The following is an 18,427-nucleotide window of genomic DNA, read 5'->3' on the forward strand; positions in this document are numbered from 1 at the left end:
CGGGAGCGCATTCAGGCGCAGACCGGACGGCAGCGAGGCTGGGCCGTGCCCGGCGCGGTGAAGACCGTCTGCCAGAGCTGGATGTCCCGGGCCCTGAAGGCGCCCGCGCACGACTGCAGGTAGTACTCCCACATGCGGCGGAAGGTCTCGCCGTAGCGTTCGCGCAAGCCCGGCCAGGCGGCGCGGAAGTTGTCCAGCCAGCACATCAGCGTCCTGTCGTAGTGCGGACCCAGGTTCTGCACGTCCTCCACCACGAAGAGCCCCTCCGCCGCCCTGGCTATCTGGGCCGTGCTCGGCAGCATGCCGTTGGGGAAGATGTAGCGGGCGATCCAGGGGTCGCACCATCTGGTGGAGACGTTGCTGCCGATGGTGTGCAGCAGGAAGACGCCGCCGGGCTCGAGGCAGCGGGCGGCCACGCGCATGAACTCGCGGTAGTTGCGGTAGCCCACGTGCTCGAACATGCCCACGGAGACGATCTTGTCGAAGGGCTCGGAAAGCGTGCGGTAGTCGGCCAGGCGGATGTCCACGGGCAGACCCGCGCAGAATTTCCTGCCGAAGGCCGCCTGCTCCCTGGAGATGGTCACGCCCACGACTGAAACCCCGTATTCCTCGGCCGCGAAGCGGGAGAGCCCTCCCCAGCCGCAGCCGATGTCGAGCAGACGTTCGCCCGGGCGCAGGCCGAGCTTGTCGCAGATGAGGCGCATCTTGTTCTTCTGCGCCTCGGGCAGGTCGTCCGTGTCCTTGAAGTAGGCGCAGCTGTACTGGCGGTAGGGGTCGAGAAAGGCGGCGAAGAGGTCGTTCCCCAGGTCGTAGTGGCGCTCGGCCACCACGCGGGCCCGCGCCGGAGTCTGGAGATTGAGGATCACAGCGGGCAGGACGGCGCACACGAAGCGCAGCCCCCCGTGGACCTTTTGGGCCGCGTGGGAGCGCACCAGGCGGTGGATGAGCTCGTCGATGCGCTCGCAGTCCCACCATCCGGCCATGTAGCCCTCGCCCAGGGCGAGGTTCTTGCGGGTCAGCACCCGGGGGTAGAGGCGCTCGTCGTGGACGTGCATGTCCCAGGGCGCCGGACCGTCCAGGGCCACTCCGGCCCCGGCCAGAAGTTCGCTGAAGACGGATTTTGCGTTGTTCATCTTCGCATCCTTTCTTCGCTTTGCGCGCGGAGTGCGTGCCGCGTGGTTCTCCCTCTGTGGCGCCGTGCGCCGTGCCGATGTGTTTCCTGCCGTCCCCGCGGCGCCTTGCCCGCTCACGCCGGGGAGTTTTCCCATCTATATGCGTATATTACCCGTAGCGGCATGTCGTCAATCAAGAGTGGAGAAAAGTCGGGACCGCGGAATGGGGAGCGGCCGGAAGAGGGCGGGCGCCAAACGAAAAGGGCGGCCCGAAGGCCGCCCAGTGTCGCGTCGTGTCGGCGCATTCTCTGCGCGGTTCCTAGGCGCCGGTGGCCTGCTTGGGGCGGCGGCGGCCGGTGACGAACTTGCGCGGGTCGATGCGGTACTTCTTCACCTTGTAGTTGACGATGCGGTAGCTGACGCGCAGATCGCGGGCGGCCTGGAGCATGTTGCCCTTGGCCTTCTTCAGCGCGTCCACCAGGATCTCCTGCTCGAACTTGGCCACGGCCTCGCCGAAAGACAGGTCCGTGTCCGTGGCCGAGGACTCCGAGGTCTGCAGGCTCGGCGGCAGGTGGTAGGAGCGGATGACCTCCTCGTCGCAGATGAGCGTCGCGCGCTCCATGCAGTTGCGCAGCTCGCGCACGTTTCCGGGCCAGTGGTACTGCGTGAGCATGTCGATGGCCGGAGTGGAGATGCGCTTGATGGTCTTCTGGTATTCCTTGCAGAACAGGTCGAGGAAGTGCTCCGCCAGGGGCAGGATGTCCTCGCGCCGCTCGCGCAGGGCCGGGATGAAGATCGGGAAGACGTTGATGCGGTAGTAGAGGTCCTCGCGGAAGCGCCCTTCCTGCAGCAGTTCCTCCAGCGGGCGGTGCGTGGCCGTGACCAGGCGCACGTCCACGTGGATGGTCTGCTCGCTGCCCAGGCGCTGGATCTCCTTCTCCTGGATGGCGCGCAGCACCTTGGCCTGCGCCTCGAGGGAGAGCTCGCCGATCTCGTCCAGGAAAAGCGTGCCCTTGTTGGCCAGCTCGAACATGCCTTTCTTCGGGGCCACGGCGCCGGTGAAGGCGCCCTTCTCGTGGCCGAAGAGCTCGGACTCGATGAGGTCCGAGGGCAGGGCGGCGCAGTTCAGCTTGATGAGCTGCGCCTGGGCGCGGGGGCTCGCGGCGTGGATGGCCTCGGCCAGGAGCTCCTTGCCCGTGCCGGATTCGCCGCGCAAAAGCACCGTGGCGCGCGAGTTGGCCACCTGGGCCACCTGCTGCAGCACGAGGCGCATGGACTTGGAGGAGACCACGATGTTCGGCATGTGCAGGGTGCTCTCCTCGCTCGAGAGCCCCATGCCGTGCGCCAGGAGCTGGCGCTGCAGGGCCATCTCCTCCTGGAGCAGGGCCACCTGTTTGGCGATCAGACCGGCCACGACCTCGAGGAACTGGCGGTGGGTGTCCAGGATCTCGCGGGAAAGGGCCGGAAGATCCACTGACAGGGTCCCCAGGACCTCCGTCTCGCGCGTGTCGGGCGCGGTGTTGACCACGGGCACGCAGATGAAGGCCAGGCTGGCCAGCTCCTCGGGCGGACGCCCGAAGGCCCGGTTCAGGAACTCCGGATGGTCCTTCATGCGCGGCACCACGATGCTGGCGCCGGACTCGAAGACCTGTCCGATGACTCCCTGGCCGGGCGTGTAGGTGGCCTGGCTGGTCTTGGCCTGGGTGTGGGTCAGGCCGATCTTGAGCGTCGCGGTCTCCTGGTCGTAGATGGCCAGGAAGGCGCGCTTGTAGCCCATGTTCTCGGCCAGGATGCGCAAGAGCGACTTCATGCTCGACTGCAGGGCGTTGCCCGGGCCGATCTCGGCCAGGACCTGCTTGAGCGTGCGCATGCTCAGCGCGATGTTCTGAGGCGTGGCGGTGTTGTCCATTCTGCTCAGGCGGCCTTGGCATCGCACACGGCTTTGGCGCCGAGCTCGATGGCCTTGAGGTTGATGTCGTGCAGCTTCGGGTTCATCCGGGCGCGGATGGTCTCGGCCAGGCGCGCCAGTCCGAAGGGCAGCCGCTCGGCCGCGCAAAGCGCGCCGAGCAGGACCATGTTCGCGGCCTGGGGGGCGCCGGCCGCCTTGCCCAGCGAGATGGCCGGGATGAAGTAGCTCTGCGCGGCGCATGCGCGCACGGCCTTCTCGATGGCCGAAAGGTCGGGGCAGCTCTCCTTGCCGCGGCTCACGCCGATGGTCGCGATGGCCTCGGACGAGGAGATCACGAGGCCGCCCGGCGCCAGATAGGGCAGGGCGCGCAGCGTCTCCAGCGGCTCGAAGCCGAGGAGCACGTGGGCCTCGCCGTGGGCGATGCGCGGGCTGCGGTAGCCGCCCACGAGCACCGTGGACTCGACCACGCCGCCGCGCTGGGCCATGCCGTGGATCTCGCCGGCCGTGACGGCCAGTCCTTCGCCCAGGGCCGCCTGGGCCAGGATCTTGGTGGCCGTGAGCGTGCCCTGGCCGCCCACGCCGGTGAGGAAGACGCGTGTGCGTATGGTCTGGCTCATTTGCTCCCCCTCTTGCGGGCCTTGATGTCCTTGGAAACCTGCAGGCAGACCATGCAGCCGGTGCAGGTGCTCTCGTCCACGGCGACGCTGCCGTCGGCCTCGACCTTGAAGGAGGGGCAGGCCAGCTCGTCCAGGCAGGCGCGCACGGACTCGGTGGTCTCGGGGATGTAGGCCACCTGGGCGAACTTCTTGCCCAGGAGCCTTCTCGCGTGCAGCGGGCAGGGCTCCTTGGCCACCAGGACGCGCACGCCGGAGACGGCCTTCAGCTCTTCCAGGGCCTCGCGCATGGCCTTCAGGTTCGTCGGGCTCACGGTGCGCACCTCGGTGACGCCGCAGCCGCGCACCACGGCTTCCACGTCCACCTGGGCCTCGTTGGCGCCCAGGCTGTGGACCTCCACGCCCGGGTTGGGCTGGTGGCCGGTCATGGCCGTGGTGTGGTTGTCCAGGACGACCACGAGCAGGTCGTGGCGGTTGAAGACCGCGTTGACGATGCCGGTGATGCCGGAATGGAAGAAGGTTGAGTCGCCGATGAAGGCCACCACCGGCTTGCCGGACGCCTTGGCGAAGCCCGAGCCCGCGCTGATGCTCGAGCCCATGCAGAGCAGGAAGTCCGCGGCCGCGAGCGGCGGCAGTATGCCGAGCGTGTAGCAGCCGATGTCCGAGGAATAGAAGGCGTCGTTGCCGAAGACCTGGCGCACGGCGAAGTAGGAGGCGCGGTGCGGACAGCCGGAGCAGAGGTTGGGCGGACGCTGCGGCAGTCCGGCCAGCAGTTCCTGGGACGCGGCGCAGGCGTGCGCGGTGGGCTTGCCCACCCCGGCGGCCTGGGCCAGGACACCGGCCAGGAGCCGCGTGTCGTACTCGCCGAGCCTGGTGAGCCCGGCGAAGCCCTTGCCCAGGATCTCGACGCCGAGGCCGTGCTTCTGCGCCAGGGCGCGCAGCTCGTTCTCGAGCACGGGCTCGCCTTCCTCGACCACCACGAGCCGCTTGAGCGAGGACATGAACTCCAGGCACAGCTTTTCGGGCAGGGGATAGGTGAAGCCGAGGGAGAGGACCTGCAGCGCGTCGTGAAGCCCGAGTTCGTCCTGGGCGTCCTTGACGTAAGCCCGGGAGATGCCCGAGGCCACCACGCCGACCCCGCCCTTGCCCGTGATCTCGTTGTAGCGGCAGCCCTCCATCTCGGCCTTGATCTCGTCGAGCTTCTTCAGGAGCTCCACGTGGCGCACGCGGGCCACGGCGGGCACGGGCACGAAGCGGCGCGGGTTCTTGACCGGTTCGCCGGCGGAGGCGGGCTCGCGCACGTCGCCGAAGGTCACCGGGCCGCGCATGTGGTTGACGCGGGTGGTGGTGCGCAGAAGGACCGGCTGCTGCCAGACGCGCGAGAGCGTCAGGGCGTCGCGGGCCATGTCCTTGGCCTCCTGGGCCGTGGAGGGCTCGAAGACCGGCATCCCGGCGAGGCGCGCGTAGAGGCGGTTGTCCTGCTCGTTCTGGCTGGAATGGCAGCCCGGATCGTCGGCCGAGAGCAGCACCAGGCCGCCCGGAACGCCCACGTAGGCGAGCGTCATCAGGGGGTCGGCGGCCACGTTCACGCCCACGTGCTTCATGGTGGTCAGGGTCATGGAGCCGGCAAGGGCCGCTCCGCCGCCTACCTCGAGGGCCACCTTCTCGTTGACGGAGTATTCGAAGTAGTACTTCCCGTCGGGCGAGAGGCGGAAGAAGGTGTCGGGCGCCTCGCTCGACGGGGTGCCGGGGTAGCAGGTCACCACTTCGATGCCTGCCTCCACCGCGCCGCGCACGATGGCCTCGTTGCCGAGCAGCAGTTCGATGTCACCGGCAGTGCCGGAAAGGATCGGATGTGCCATGCGGATAATCTCTCTCCTTAGGACTTGGGCGTGGTCTGCGCCTTGAACTGGGCGATCTTGCTTTCGAAATAGGGATTGGGATTGCCCGCGCTTTGGGCCTGCAGGGCCTCGTAGGCCGCGAGCGCCGCCTTGGGATCTCCGGCCGCCTCGGCCGCCGCCGCGGTCTGCATGGCGACGATGCCGTTGAACCCGGCCGGGGCCTTGTCCTTGAGCGCCAGGAGCAGGCCGAGGGATTCCTTGGCCTTGCCCGCCTGGAGCAGCGCTCCGGCCTGGCCGAGGGTGGCGGCCACGGACAGGGCCGGGGAGGTCTCCTTCGCGAGCGTGGCGTATGCGGCGGCCGCGGCGTCGTACTGCTTGGCCTGCATGGCCGCGTCGGCCAGGGAGAAGAGGGCGTTCACGCGCACCGAGGCGGGCGCGCCCGCGGCGAAGGCCTCCAGCGCCTTGACGCGCTCGGTGCCGGTCTTCTCCAGGAGGATGGTCCCCAACTCGTCGTTGGCCTTGCTGGTCGAGCGCTCCTTCTGCCAGTCCCAGATGCCGATGGCCCCGGCCACGATGACGGCCGTGATCATGGCCGCGACGATGGGCTTCAGGTTGGCGGCCAGCCAGTCGGGCAGACCGAGTTCGGCGGCGAAGGAGGGAACGGAAGGCTGCTTGCTCGTTTCAGGGGACATGCGATGAGGCCTCCATGGTGATTTTACGAAAATGAAGGTTTCTTCTAGGCTCAAATGACAAAAAGATCAAAAAGATTCTTGGGCAACGCACGACGCGCCGGAGGGCCAACCGCACGAAATGGCATGAAAAGCCAGTTGTTTCGGGAAAAGGCGAGGTCCGGCGAGGCCGTTACTTATGGACCCAAGCGCCGCATGGCGTCAAGTAGTGACAAAAATGGTCTTGCCCCTTGCCGCGCCTTTTGCCAAGCGGCGGCCATTCTGCTATCCGTGAGAATGCCGGGCGGCATCCGCCCGGCCATTTCTTCTGGAGGAGACGGGAATGGACATGCAGGAGACGATGCGCAGCGTGGCGGCCGGAGCCAGGGAGGCCTCTCGGGCCATGGCCGGAGCGGGCGGAGCGCAGAAGGACGCGGTCCTGCTCGCCACCGCGCGGCTCTTGGACGAGCGCCGCCAGGCGCTGCGCGCGGCCAACGCCAAGGACGTCGAGGCCGCCAGGGCCGGAGGCATGGACGCCGCCAAGCTGGACCGCCTGACCCTGTCCGACAAGGTCATCGACTCCATGATCCAGGCCTGCCGCGAGGTGGCGGGCCAGTCCGATCCCGTGGGCGAGATCGAAGCCATGTCCAAGCGGCCCAACGGCCTGCTCGTGGGCCGCATGCGCGTGCCGCTCGGCGTCATCTGCATGATCTACGAGTCGCGGCCCAACGTGACCATCGATGCCGCCATACTCTGCCTCAAGGCGGGCAACGCGGTCATCCTGCGCGGCGGTTCCGAGGCCTTCAACTCCAACCAGGCGCTCGGCGCCGTGCTGCGCGACGCCCTGGCCGAGCAGGGGCTGCCGCCCGACGTGGCCCAGATACTCGCCACCACCGACCGCGCGGCGGTCTCGCATCTGCTGAAGCTCGACGAGTACATCGACGTGGTCATCCCGCGCGGCGGCGAGGGGCTCATCCGCGCCGTGGTCGAGCAGGCCACCATGCCGGTGCTCAAGCACTACAAGGGTGTCTGCCATCTTTATGTGGACCGGGACGCGGACCTCGACGAGGCGCTCGCCATCACCTTCAACGCCAAGGTGCAGCGCCCCGGCGTGTGCAACGCCCTGGAGTGCCTGCTGGTGAACGAGTCCGAGGCCGAGGCCCTCCTGCCCCGCGTGGGCGAAAAGCTCGGCGGCGCGGGCGTCTCCTTCCGCGCCTGCCCGGCCTCCCTGCCCCTGCTGGGCAAGACGGCCGAGCCCGCCTCGCCCGGTGATTTCGGCCACGAGTTCCACTCCCTGGTCCTCGCGGTCAAGGTCGTGCCGGACATGGACGCGGCCCTCGACCACATCGCGCGCAACGGCTCGAACCACACCGAGGCCATCTGCACCCGCGACCACGGCCGGGCCATGCGCTTTCTGCGCGAGGCCGACGCCTCGCTCGTGCTGGTCAACGCCTCCACGCGCTTCAACGACGGCGGCGAGCTCGGCCTCGGCGCGGAGATCGGCATCTCCACCTCCAAGCTGCACGCCTACGGCCCCATGGGGGTGCGGGAGTTGACCGCGACCAAGTTCGTGGCCTTCGGCGAGGGGCAGGTCCGCGGCTGATGCGGCTCGGCCTCTTCGGCGGGACCTTCAACCCCGTGCACTGCGGCCATGTGCGCATGGCCGTGGAGGCGCGCGAGGCGCTCGGACTCGACCGCGTCGAGTTCGTCCTGGCCGCGCGGCCGCCGCACAAGCAGGGGGAGGGCATCCTGCCCTTCGCGCTGCGCTGGCGGCTGCTCTCCCTCGCCCTGTGCGGCCTTGAGGGGTACGCCCCGAGCCTCTCCGAACAGCTCCTGGAAGGGCCGTCCTACACCGTGCGCACCCTGGAGGACTACCGCAGGCGGCTGCCCGATGCGGAGCTTCATTTCATCTGCGGCTCCACAGACCTCCTGTGCATGGACAAGTGGATGCGCGGCCGCGACCTGCCCATGCTCGCCTCCCTGGCCGTGCTGCCGCGCCCGGGCGCCAACCGTGCCGCAGCGCGCGGCTTCGTGGCCTCCTTCTGGCCGGAAGCCCGCGAGGAATCGCCCGACTGCTGGCGGGTGCCCGGCGGCCGGGAGATCAGGCTGCTCGACGCGCCGCTTCTGGACGTGAGCGCCACCCTGGTGCGCGAGCGCTTCCGCGCCGGGCGCAGCCTCGCCTGCCTGCTGCCCTGCAGGGTCGAGGCGGCGCTTTGGGCCATGCGCCGCGACGCCGAGGCGGCCTGGGGGATGTCCCAGGCGCCGGGCGAAGGCGACGATCGCCCGTGCAGCGGCGACTGAACGCCTGCCTGCGGGCCGTTCGACTGCGTGCGCCTTCCGCGCTTCTTCCTTTTTCGGGGAAATATTCCGGCTAGAGGGACGGGACGTTCGCCACGAGACGCATGACCGCGTCCATGACCTCGGTGGCGGCGATCGTCTTCAGGCACTCCTGCCCCTTGCGGCAGGTCGATCCGCCGTGCACGTCGCAGGGGCGGCAGCGAAGCGGCCGTTCGAGCACCGTGTCGCGCGGCCCGGAGGGGAAGAATCCCCAGTGCCGCGTGGTCGGTCCGAAGAGGGCCACCACGGGCGTGCCCACGCCCGAGGCCAGGTGCATGGGGCCGGAGTCGCCCGTGACGCAGACGTCCGCCTCGGCCAGCAGGGCGCAGGTGGCGCGCAGCGACGAGGCGTTCGTCAGGTCGCGCGGCCCGGCCTCGTCGGCCATGAACCGGGTGCGGTTCACCCCCACCACCACGTAGTCCACGTCCGCGGCCTCAAGCAGCCCGGCGAGCTCGATCCAGCGCGCCTCGGGCCAGGCCTTGTTGGGATGGGTGGCGTAGGGGTGCAGGGCCACCAGGGGGCGGTCCGGGCGGCTCAGCCCTTCCTCGCGCAGGAATGCGCGCGCCTGGGCGCGCTCCTCCTCGCTCACCGTGATCACGGGGAGGACTTCCCCGGCCGGGGGCGGGGTGTCGTCCAGGGCCAGGGCGTAGCGCTGGGGCACGGTGCAGGAGAGCAGGCGCTTTCCTGCCGCGCGGAAGCGGAAGAGCCTGAACAGGCGGCGCTGCAGGGAGAATTTCGGGTACTTGCGGTATTTTCCGTGCCACATGGAGGCCAGGAGCAGGGTGCGGCCGTTGGCGTGCAGGTCCACGAGCGGCAGGTTGCCGAACTCGCGGGCCAGCGCGTTGGCCATGGTGAGCCAGCCGCTCTGCATCTTGGCCTCGTCCAGGGCGATGACCCGGCTGACGGCCGGATGGCCGTTGAAGAGGGGGGCGAAGCGTTCCCGGGTGATCACGCCGAAGCGCATGTTCCTGCTGCGGCCCCACCAGGCGAGCACGCCCGTGGTCAGGGCCACGTCGCCGAGCGCGCCCAGGCGCACGACAACGGCGTCGAAATCGTGCGTCTCGTCGGCCGGGCTCACGGCGTCTCCCCCCGGCCCTCGTCAGCCTGTCTCTCGCTCTTTCCGTCGCTGCGGTGCAGGGCGTCGGCCACGGCGCTCCAGGCCTCCTCGGGCGTGATGCCGAGCATGCAGCGGTGGTGGCCCTGCGGGCATTCCTTGGGGCCGTGCAGCCCGCAGGGGCGGCAGGGCAGGTCGAGCTCGAGCACGCGGCTGTGTCCGCCGCGCGGGAAGAAGCCGAGCGAGCGCACCGTGGGGCCGAAGACGGCCACGGTGGGCGTGCCCTGCGCCCAGGAAAGGTGCATGGGGCCGGAGTCGCCCGTGACGTAGACGTCCAGGCGGCCGATCACCGCGGCAAGGTCCGGCAGGGAGAGGCGCCCCGCGAGGTTCACGAGGCGCGGCGAGTCCTTGCCGCGCATGCCCTCGATGACCTCGGCCGCGGTCGCCTCCTCGCCCGGTCCGGCGAAGAGCAGCACGCTGGCGCCCGAGGCCAGGGCCATGTCGGCCAGGCGCGAGAAATGGGCGGTGGGCCAGCGCTTGGTCGGCCAGACCGAGCCCGGGTGCAGCCCCACGAAGGGGCGGTCGCGCAGGCCGGAGAGGATGCGTCCGGCGGCCTCCAAGGCCACGGGGGGCAGGGCGATGCGCGGCCAGGAATCCGCGGCCGGTATGCCCAGGGCCTCGGCCAGGCCGAGCAGGCGCTCGATCTCGTCGCGTTCCTCGAACCGGCGGGGGCAGGTCATGGTGTAGGCCAGCCGGTTGTAGAGCGGGGCGTCGTAGCCCAGGCGCACGGGGATGCGGCTGGCGAAGGACACGATGGCGCTTCTGAAGCTCGTGTGCGCCGAGACCAGGAGGTCGAAATCCTGCGCGGCCAGGCGGCGGCCGATGCGCCAGGCGCCTGCCGCGCCGGAATCACCGCCCCGCTTGTCCACCTCGTGCACGGCCGCGAACTGCGGCTGGGCCGAGAACAGGGGGCCGAGCCCCTTGCGCACGTAGAAATGCATGTCCGCCTCGGGCCAGGCCTGGTGCAGGGCCTGGGCCAGGGGCAGGGTGAGCACCGCGTCGCCGAGGAAGGCCGTCTGCCACAGGGCGATGCGGTGGAACGGGCCGGTTTGTCTTTTGTTCTGCGCTGTCATGGGCAGGCCCGATATGCTCCAAGAGAGGGCCCCGGTCAAGGCGGCGGTGGTTGCGGGAAGGCCGCCCATCTGCTAGAGTCGTCAATCGTGCCGACGTCCCGCGGACTTCCCGTGGGCTCGGCCGCAAGCCGACATGCTGGAACTCATCCTTGCCGTGGGCCTGGCCACGTTCGTCTCCTTCTTCTGCTCATTGAGCGAGGCCGCGCTCTATTCCATTTCCTGGAGCAAGATCGAGAACCTGCGGCGCGAGAAGCGCCGCACCGGGGACATCCTCTTCGCCCTGCGCCAGGACGTGGAACGGCCCATCTCCGCCATCCTGACCCTGAACACGGTGGCCAACACGGCGGGCGCCTCCATCGCGGGCGCGGCAGCGGCCGACACCTTCGGCGCGGATCACCTGGTCCTCTTCGCCACCATCTTCACCCTCTTCCTGCTCATCCTGGGCGAGATCATCCCCAAGACCGTGGGCGTGGTCTACTCGCGCCAGGTGGCGCCCTTCATGGCCCGGCCCATCCTCTGGCTGGTCGCGATCCTGAACCCCTTCATCTGGGCCATGGGCTTCATCATCCGCATGGTCAAGGGCAAGACCTCCGGGCCGCAGGCCACGGAAGAGGACATCAAGGCCATCGTCAGCCTGACGCGCAAGGCCGGGCTGCTCAAGCCCTACGAAGAGCTGTCCATCAGGAACATCCTGACCCTGGACCTTCGGCACGTCGAGGAGATCATGACCCCGCGCACGGTGGTCTTCTCCCTGCCCGTGCACCTGAGCGTGGCCGAGGCCATGCAGGCGGGCGCGGTCTGGCCGCACAGCCGCGTGCCCGTGTGGGACGACGATCCCGAGGACATCGTGGGCCTGGTCTATCGCCGCGAAGTGCTGGAGGCCCTGGCCAAGGACCGCGACGAGTTGAGCCTCGAGGCGCTCATGAAGCCGGTCGAGTTCGTGCTCGAGACCTTGACCCTGGACAGGGCCCTCATTAAGTTCCTCGAATCCCGCACCCACCTCTTCGTCGTGCTCGACGAGTACGGCGGATTCTCCGGCGTGATCTCGCTCGAGGACGTGCTCGAGGAGATACTGGGCAAGGAAATCATGGACGAGACGGACCAGGTCGCTGACATGCGCGAGCTGGCCCGCCGCAAACGCAAGATCATCACAGAGGGCGGCAAGTAGCCCCGGACCCCGTGGAGGGAGATATATGGCGCAACGCTCCAGCAAAGGCATCTACATAGCCGCCGGGCTTCTCTTCCTGGCGGGCTTCGGCTATCTGCTCTTCTCCGGGCTGTCGTCGAACAGCGTCTACTTCGTCAACGTCTCCGAGGCCCTGGCCGTTCAGGCCAAGGGGGACCTCAAGCAGGCCCGGCTCTTCGGCGTCGTGGAGCCGCAGGACCTCTCCACCAAGAACGGCGGCCTGGGGGCGGTCTTCACCCTGGCCGACAAGGACGACGCCTCCAAGACCATCCGCGTGGACTACACCGGAGCCGTGCCCGACACCTTCAAGCCGGGGGTCGAGGTCATCGTGGAGGGGCGCATGGGCCGGCAGGCCTTCGACGCCACCACGCTGATGACCAAGTGCCCGAGCAAGTACAAGAAGATGCGGGAGGAGGAGAAGTCCGCCAAAGGATAGCGGCACCCGCGTCCCAGTCCCCCGTTCCCATTCCACGAGCCTAAGGATCGACCATGCATGCCATCGCCTACTGGGGCCTGCTCCTGGCCCTGTTCATCAGCCTTTTCGCGGGATGCTCCGCCGCCTGGCAGGGACTGCGCGGGGGAGGGCGGCTGACGCCCCTGTTCGAGCGCGGCCACTTCCTGGCCACCGCGCTCGTGACCGTGAGCTCCCTCCTGCTCCTGCTGGCCTTCGTGCGCCACGACTTCTCCCTGCGCTACGTTCAGGACTACTCCGACTCCACCCTCGAGCTCTTCTACGCCGTGACCGGCTTCTGGGCCGGGCAGGACGGCTCGCTCCTCTTCTGGGCCTGGATGGTCTCGCTCATGGGCCTCGTCTTCCAGGTCACGCCGAGCTACCGGGCGCTTCCGGAGCGCACGCGCACGCTCTACTGGCTGCTCTTCTTCGCGGTGCAGGGCTTCTTCCTCCTGCTCCTGACCAACTGGAGCAACCCCTTCATCGAGATCGTGCCGCCGCCGCTGGACGGCCGCGGCCTCAACCCGCTTCTGCGCAACCCGGGCATGATCTTCCATCCTCCGCTGCTCTTCCTCGGCTACGGCGGCTTCGCCGTGCCCGCCTGCCTGGCCCTGGCCTCGCGCCTGGGCGGGGAAGGGCACGACTGGTTGCCCGCCGGTCGGCGCTGGATCATCTTTTCCTGGATCTTCCTCACAGCGGGCATCGTGCTCGGCGGCTGGTGGGCCTACATGGAGCTCGGCTGGGGCGGCTACTGGGGCTGGGACCCGGTGGAGAACGCCTCGCTCATCCCCTGGTTCACCTCCTCGGCGCTCATCCACACGGCCATCGTCGAGGAACGCCGCAAGGCCCTGCACAGCAGCAACGTCTTCCTCATCTCCCTGACGCTGCTCATCTGCTTCTTCGCCACCTACCTGGTGCGCTCCGGCGTGGTCGACTCCCTGCACGCCTTCAGCGGCACGGGCGTGGCCATGCCCCTGCTCGTGTTCATGCTCGCGGGCCTCGTCCTCGCGCTGCTCGCCTCCTACGCCCTGCCCGGGCCCGAGTCGCGCCCCCTGCCGGGCCTCTTCAGCCGTCCGGGCTTTCTGATCGTCACGGCCTGGCTCTTCCTGGCGCTCGGCCTCGTGGTCATCCTGGGCACCATGTGGCCGGTCATCAGCAAGCTCTGGAGCACGAGCACCGTGGGCCTGGGCGCGGCCTTCTACAACCGCGTCTGCCTGCCGCTCTTCGCCCTGGTGGCGCTGCTCCTGGTGCTCTGCCCCTGGCTCGGCTGGAAGGAGGGCATCCGCGACCGCGCGGGCGCCATGGTCAGTGTGGCCATGCTGCCCGTGGCCGTGGCCGTCATGTATCTCAAGGGCTACTCGCTGCCCCTGGCCCTCCTGGGCGGCGGCGCGGGCGTGGCGGCCCTCGTGGGCGTCGTCCTGGTCCTCCTTCGCGACGGCTCCATGCGTCGGCGCGTGCGCGGCCTCGGCTTCGTCGGGGTGCACCTGGGCCTGGCCCTGGTGGTCATCGGCGTCGCCGTGTCCGGCCCCTTCTCGACCTCGCGCAACGTGGTCCTTTCCCCCGGCGAGAGCACGGTGGTGAACGGCTACACCTTCACCTTCAAGGGGCTCTCCGAGCACGAGAGCGCCAGCATGGGCTCCATCGAGGCCGCGGTCGAGGTGACGCACGGCAACGCCGCCGTCGGCGTGGTCCGGCCGGAGCGGCGCGTCTACCGCAACTTCGATCAGCCCTTCGCCGAGGTCTCCACCATTCCCTCGCTCGGCAACGAGATCTACTCGGTCCTGCTCGGCGTGGACAAGAGCGACCGCGCCTCCCTGATGCTGGCGGTCAATCCGCTGGTCAACTGGGTCTGGATCGGCGCCACGATCATGTGCCTGGCGGGCTTCCTCTGCCTTGCGGGCGGGAAGGGCCGCGGTGAGTAGGGCGCCGGTGGACGGGGAAGCAGGCGGGGGAGCAGGCGGAGGAGCGGGCGGGCCCGCACCCCTGGCCGCTCCTCTGGCCACCTCCCTGGTGGAGCTCAAGGCCGCGGCCAAGTTCTACGGCCCCCGGCTCGTCTTCAAGGACGTGAGCTTCGCCGTGCGGCCGGGCGAGATATGGATCGTGGCCGGGGAGAACGGCGCGGGCAAGTCCACGCTCCTGCGCGTCGCCGCTGGGCTCTCCCGCGCGGACGCGGGCGGCGTGTCCCACGGCACGGGCCCCGGCGGCATCGGCCTGCTCGGCCACGAGACCTTCGTCTATCCCCACCTTTCGGCCCTGGAGAACCTGCGCTTCTGGGCCAAGCTGCACGAGCGCCGCGCCGCGCCCGAGGACATCGCCGCGGTGCTCGCCCGCGTGGGACTCTCGGCCGCGGCCGAGGAGAGGGCGGGCCGCTTCTCGCGCGGCATGGCGCAGCGTCTGGCCCTGGCCCGCGTGCTGCTGCTCGCGCCCGAGCTGCTGCTCCTCGACGAGCCCGGCACCGGTCTCGACGCGCGCTCCCGGGCCATGCTGGAGAGGGAGATCGCGGCCGCCCGCGAACGCGGCGCGGGACTTCTCTGGGTCAGCCATCACCTGGGCCACGACCTCGCCCTGGCCGACAAGGTGCTCTTTCTGAAGCGCGGCCGCGCGGCCTACTGCGGCGACGCCTCTGGCTTCGCCGCGGCCGAGGAGGGCTTGTGCTGAAACCCGCCCTGGCCATCGCGCGAAAGGACCTGAAGCTCGTCTTCGCGGCCGGGCAGGGGCTGGTCCAGGCCCTGCTGCTCGGCCTGCTGCTGGTCTTCCTCTTCAGCCTCTCCCGCGCGCCGGGCGAGGCCACGCCGCCGCAGGCCGCGGCCACCATCTTCTGGCTGGCCACCGCCTTCAGCCTGATCCTCGTCTGCAACACGCTCTACGGCTTCGAGGACGAGGCCGGGGCGCGGCACGGACTCCTGCTCTCGCCCGCGCCCGCGCAGGCCGTGTGGTGCGGCAAGGCCCTGGCCTGCCTGCTCCTGCTCCTTCTCCTGCAGGCCGTCTTCGCGCCCGCCGTGTTCATCTTCCTGGGGCAGGGGATCGGGGAGGGCGCGTCGGCCGGGCTCGGCGGCGTGCTGGCCGTGGACTGGGGCCTGGCCGTGCTCGGCGCGCTGCTGGGCGCGCTGGCCTACGGACAGGCGGCCAAGGAGTCGCTGCTCTCGGTGATCCTCTTTCCCCTTCTGGTTCCGGCCCTGCTGGCCGGGGTGAAGACCCTGGCCTACGCCCTGGGCGCGCAGGACGTGGACGGCCCCGCGAACTGGCTCATGCTGGCCCTGGCCTTCGACGCCCTCTTCACGGCCGGGGCCCTGGTGCTGTATCCCTTCGTCTTCAGCGGGGAGGAATGACGTGCTCATCCTGACCATCCTGGCGGTCGCCGTGCTGTGCGCGGCGCAGTACATGATCTTCGTCTACGCGCCCGTGGAGCAGACCATGGGGCTCGTGCAGAAGATCTTCTACTACCACCTGCCTCTCTCCTGGTGGGCCCTGGTCTCGTTCACCTGCGTCTTCGTCGCCTCGGCCCTCTATCTCTGGAAAGGGGAGGAGCGCTATGACCGGCTGGCGGGCGCGGCAGGGGAGATCGGCGTGCTCTTCACCGCCCTGACCCTGGCCACGGGCATGATCTGGGGCCGCAGCGCCTGGAACGTGTGGTGGACCTGGGATCCCAGGCTGACCACGGCGCTCATCATGTGGTTCGTCTACGCCGCCTACCTGGCGCTGCGCACTGCCCCGCTCGGCGCGGCCCGCCGCGCCCGCGCCTGCGCCGTGCTCGGCGTGGTGGCCTTCCTGGACGTGCCGCTCGTCTTCTACTCGGCCAGGCTCTGGCGCTCCATCCATCCCGCCGTCATCGGCGCCAAGGGCGGAGGCATGGAGCCCGAGATGTGGCATACGGTCTTCGTCTGCATCGCGGCCTTCGGCCTGCTCTGGCTGATCCTGCTCCTCCTGCGCCTGCGCCTCATGGCCGCCGCGTCCGCGCTCGACGCGCGCGCGGCCCTGCTTGCCGCGCGCGACGCGGAAAACGCTTCTGCGAGGTGAATCATGACCGCTGAACAGTATCTCATCGCCGGAAACGTGGTCGTCTGGTGCGGCCTCGGCGGCTACGTGCTCTTTCTCGCCACCCGCCTCTCCGGGCTCGAGCGGCGGCTCGCCCGCCTCCTGGCCCTGCGCGGGGAAGGGGAGGACGAATAGATGGCCCAAGGCGCGCTTCGAAGCCCCCTGTCCCGCGGCCTGGTGATCGTGCTGGCCGCGGCCCTGGTCGGCATGTTCGTCTCCTCCATCCTCTACCGCATGGAAAACCCCTCGCGGCAGATCGTCATGCGTCCGGCCGCCCAGGGGCCCGCCGGCTCCCAGGGCATGGACATGGGCGGGCTGCGCGATCTCATGAAGCAGCTCTCCGAGCATCCCGACGACCCGGCCGTGCAGATGGATCTGGCGCGGCGCTTCATGACCATGGGCGCCTGGGACCGGGCCGCGCTCTTCGCCCAGAACGCCGTCAACCTGGTGCCGTCCAGCAGCGAGGCCCTGACCCTCTACGGACTGGCCCTGTTCAAGCTCGAGCGTTACAAGGAGGCGGCGGGGATCTACTCCCAGCTCGTGCAGATCGACCCCAAGAACATAATGGCCCAGTACAACCTGGGCGTGATCTACGGTCACTTCCTGAACGACCCGGCGAAGGCGGAGGAGCACTTCCGCGCGGCCCTCGCGCTCAAGCCGAAGGACGAACGTCTCCGGACCATGATCCAGAGCGAACTCGATCAGAACAAGGGGCATGGAAAACAGTAGGTTGACAGAACGTTGTTCGGTTTGGCCACTGTTTCGAATGTTTGACAATATTCGCCAATTCATGGCAGAGAATCTTGCTCGCATGACATGGGGGATTTCCACATGGCACTGTCGTGTCGGCAGCCTCCGGGCGGCCCGGCGCGTGCGGCATTTGCGGATGTGTTCGAGCGGTTCATCAACGGACAACCCTAAGGAGAGGAAGAGCATGTCCAAGCGGCTGATCACTTTTCTGGTCGCAGTCCTCGCCATGGCGCTTTTCGCCGTCCCCGCGTTCGCGTCGGATTCGGTGAAGATCGCCGTGGCTGCCCCGTTCACCGGCGCTGCCGCGCCCTACGGCGACAACGTCAAGGCCGGCGTGCAGATCAAGGTCGACGAGATCAATGCCGCAGGCGGCATCAACGGCAAGAAGCTCGAAGTCGAGTGGATGGACGAGCAGTGCGATCCCAAGGAAGCCGCCACGGTGGCCCCGAAGATCGTCGAGAACAAGGAAATCCTCGGCGTCGTCGGCCACGTCTGCTCTTCCGCGCATCTGGCCGCGCTGCCCTTCTACGTCCGCGGCGGCATCGTCGCCATCTCTCCCACGGCGACCAACCCGAGCATCTCCGAGAAGAACAAGGACCGCGCGGGCAAGGTCTGGTCTTTCCGCAACGTCTACCGTGACGACTTCCAGGGCATCTTCATGGCCCGCTACGCCAAGGAAGCGCTCGGCCTGAAGGCCGTCGGCGTGTTCTACGAGAACAACGACTACGGCATCGGCCTGAAGGACTCCTTCGTGAACGAGGCCAAGAAGATCGGTCTCAAGATCGTGGGCGAGGAAGCCTACGTGAAGGGCGCCCAGGACTTCACCCCGCAGCTGACCAAGTTCAAGGAAGCCCATCCCGACGGCATCTTCATCGCCGGCTACTACGGCGAGGGCGCGCTCATCGCCGCCCAGGCCAAGAAGCTCGGCATGGACGTGGTCAAGATGGGCGCCGACGGCCTGGACAACGGCGACTACATCAAGCTCGCCCGCGCCGCCGCCAACAACACCTACCTCTCCGTGCCCTTCCTCCAGGACGTGGCCTCTCCCGCGGCCAAGGCCTTCGTGGCCAAGTTCAAGGAGACCTACAAGCGTGACGCCGACTACATGAGCGTCAACGCCTACGACGCCACCGGCATCCTGGCCGAGGCCATCGCCAAGGCCGGACCTGACCGCGCCAAGATCCGCGACTACATCGCGGGCATCAACGCCGAGCATCCCTACATGGGCATCGGCGGCAAGACCGTGTTCGACGCCAAGGGCGACTGCCAGAAGCCCGCGTTCGTGAAGATGGTCAAGGATGAGAAGTTCGTCGCCGCTCCGAAGCAGATGAACTAAG

General features: G+C 68.8%; 18 protein-coding genes. 11 read left to right on the forward strand and 7 right to left on the reverse strand.

Going from position 1 to position 18,427, the window contains the following annotated elements:
- Positions 1 to 11: 11 nt before the first annotated feature.
- The 5 genes from cfa to DSX2_RS07630 all read right to left on the reverse strand — a co-directional run bounded on the left by cfa (position 12) and on the right by DSX2_RS07630 (position 6,168).
- A complete protein-coding gene (gene cfa, locus DSX2_RS07610) occupies positions 12 to 1,133 on the reverse strand; it encodes a cyclopropane fatty acyl phospholipid synthase (protein ID WP_020880585.1) in 1,122 nt (373 codons plus the stop codon).
- A 298-nt stretch (positions 1,134 to 1,431) separates the two neighbouring features.
- Positions 1,432 to 3,021 (reverse strand): sigma 54-interacting transcriptional regulator, encoded by a 1,590-nt coding sequence (locus DSX2_RS07615; RefSeq protein ID WP_020880586.1) that lies wholly within the window; start codon positions 3,019 to 3,021, stop codon positions 1,432 to 1,434.
- A gap of 5 nt (positions 3,022 to 3,026) precedes the next feature.
- Positions 3,027 to 3,638: an indolepyruvate oxidoreductase subunit beta gene (locus DSX2_RS07620; RefSeq protein WP_020880587.1), complete on the reverse strand. Its 612-nt coding sequence runs from the start codon at positions 3,636 to 3,638 to the stop codon at positions 3,027 to 3,029.
- On the reverse strand, positions 3,635 to 5,497 hold the full coding sequence (gene iorA / locus DSX2_RS07625; RefSeq protein ID WP_020880588.1) for an indolepyruvate ferredoxin oxidoreductase subunit alpha: 1,863 nt from the start codon (positions 5,495 to 5,497) through the stop codon (positions 3,635 to 3,637). The genes DSX2_RS07620 and iorA overlap by 4 nt, the downstream gene beginning before the upstream one ends.
- Positions 5,498 to 5,514: 17 nt before the next feature.
- Positions 5,515 to 6,168 carry a tetratricopeptide repeat protein gene (locus DSX2_RS07630; protein WP_020880589.1) on the reverse strand — a complete coding sequence of 218 codons (654 nt, stop codon included), beginning with the start codon at positions 6,166 to 6,168 and terminating at the stop codon, positions 5,515 to 5,517.
- A gap of 319 nt (positions 6,169 to 6,487) precedes the next feature.
- Here DSX2_RS07630 and DSX2_RS07635 point away from each other — a divergent pair, with 319 nt between their 5' ends.
- Positions 6,488 to 7,747 (forward strand): glutamate-5-semialdehyde dehydrogenase, encoded by a 1,260-nt coding sequence (locus DSX2_RS07635; protein ID WP_020880590.1) that lies wholly within the window; start codon positions 6,488 to 6,490, stop codon positions 7,745 to 7,747.
- On the forward strand, positions 7,747 to 8,445 hold the full coding sequence (gene nadD / locus DSX2_RS07640; RefSeq protein ID WP_020880591.1) for a nicotinate (nicotinamide) nucleotide adenylyltransferase: 699 nt from the start codon (positions 7,747 to 7,749) through the stop codon (positions 8,443 to 8,445). Before DSX2_RS07635 ends, nadD begins: the two co-directional genes overlap by 1 nt.
- Before the next feature lie 70 nt (positions 8,446 to 8,515).
- Here nadD and DSX2_RS07645 read toward each other — a convergent pair whose 3' ends face one another.
- Positions 8,516 to 9,559 (reverse strand): glycosyltransferase family 9 protein, encoded by a 1,044-nt coding sequence (locus DSX2_RS07645; protein WP_020880592.1) that lies wholly within the window; start codon positions 9,557 to 9,559, stop codon positions 8,516 to 8,518.
- Positions 9,556 to 10,668: a lipopolysaccharide heptosyltransferase II gene (gene waaF, locus DSX2_RS07650; RefSeq protein ID WP_152512873.1), complete on the reverse strand. Its 1,113-nt coding sequence runs from the start codon at positions 10,666 to 10,668 to the stop codon at positions 9,556 to 9,558. Before waaF ends, DSX2_RS07645 begins: the two co-directional genes overlap by 4 nt.
- 133 nt (positions 10,669 to 10,801) lie before the next feature.
- Between waaF and DSX2_RS07655 the strand changes: the two genes are divergently transcribed.
- From DSX2_RS07655 to DSX2_RS07690, 9 genes are all read left to right on the forward strand, one after another.
- The gene (locus tag DSX2_RS07655; RefSeq protein WP_020880594.1) at positions 10,802 to 11,836 is read left to right on the forward strand and encodes a hemolysin family protein; all 1,035 of its coding nucleotides are present in this window, start codon (positions 10,802 to 10,804) and stop codon (positions 11,834 to 11,836) included.
- Positions 11,837 to 11,861: 25 nt separating this feature from the next.
- The gene (locus tag DSX2_RS07660) at positions 11,862 to 12,290 is read left to right on the forward strand and encodes a cytochrome c maturation protein CcmE (RefSeq protein WP_020880595.1); all 429 of its coding nucleotides are present in this window, start codon (positions 11,862 to 11,864) and stop codon (positions 12,288 to 12,290) included.
- A 53-nt stretch (positions 12,291 to 12,343) separates the two neighbouring features.
- Entirely contained in the window at positions 12,344 to 14,227 is a 1,884-nt protein-coding gene (locus tag DSX2_RS07665) for a heme lyase CcmF/NrfE family subunit (RefSeq protein WP_020880596.1), read from the forward strand.
- Complete coding sequence (locus tag DSX2_RS07670; protein WP_328285325.1) at positions 14,220 to 14,963, forward strand: ATP-binding cassette domain-containing protein; 744 nt, start codon at positions 14,220 to 14,222, stop codon at positions 14,961 to 14,963. Before DSX2_RS07665 ends, DSX2_RS07670 begins: the two co-directional genes overlap by 8 nt.
- A complete protein-coding gene (locus DSX2_RS07675; RefSeq protein WP_020880598.1) occupies positions 14,957 to 15,634 on the forward strand; it encodes a heme exporter protein CcmB in 678 nt (225 codons plus the stop codon). The genes DSX2_RS07670 and DSX2_RS07675 overlap by 7 nt, the downstream gene beginning before the upstream one ends.
- A gap of 1 nt (position 15,635) precedes the next feature.
- Complete coding sequence (locus tag DSX2_RS07680; RefSeq protein ID WP_020880599.1) at positions 15,636 to 16,322, forward strand: cytochrome c biogenesis protein; 687 nt, start codon at positions 15,636 to 15,638, stop codon at positions 16,320 to 16,322.
- 3 nt (positions 16,323 to 16,325) lie between these two features.
- Positions 16,326 to 16,475 carry a CcmD family protein gene (locus DSX2_RS18030; protein ID WP_020880600.1) on the forward strand — a complete coding sequence of 50 codons (150 nt, stop codon included), beginning with the start codon at positions 16,326 to 16,328 and terminating at the stop codon, positions 16,473 to 16,475.
- Positions 16,476 to 17,069, forward strand: a complete 594-nt coding sequence (locus DSX2_RS07685; protein ID WP_020880601.1) for a tetratricopeptide repeat protein — start codon at positions 16,476 to 16,478, stop codon at positions 17,067 to 17,069.
- Positions 17,070 to 17,274: 205 nt separating this feature from the next.
- Complete coding sequence (locus DSX2_RS07690) at positions 17,275 to 18,426, forward strand: ABC transporter substrate-binding protein (RefSeq protein ID WP_020880602.1); 1,152 nt, start codon at positions 17,275 to 17,277, stop codon at positions 18,424 to 18,426.
- The last annotated feature ends 1 nt before the right edge of the window (position 18,427 follow it).

Origin of the sequence: Desulfovibrio sp. X2 (assembly GCF_000422205.1) — a bacterium.
Classification (GTDB): Bacteria; Desulfobacterota; Desulfovibrionia; order Desulfovibrionales; family Desulfovibrionaceae; genus Alkalidesulfovibrio.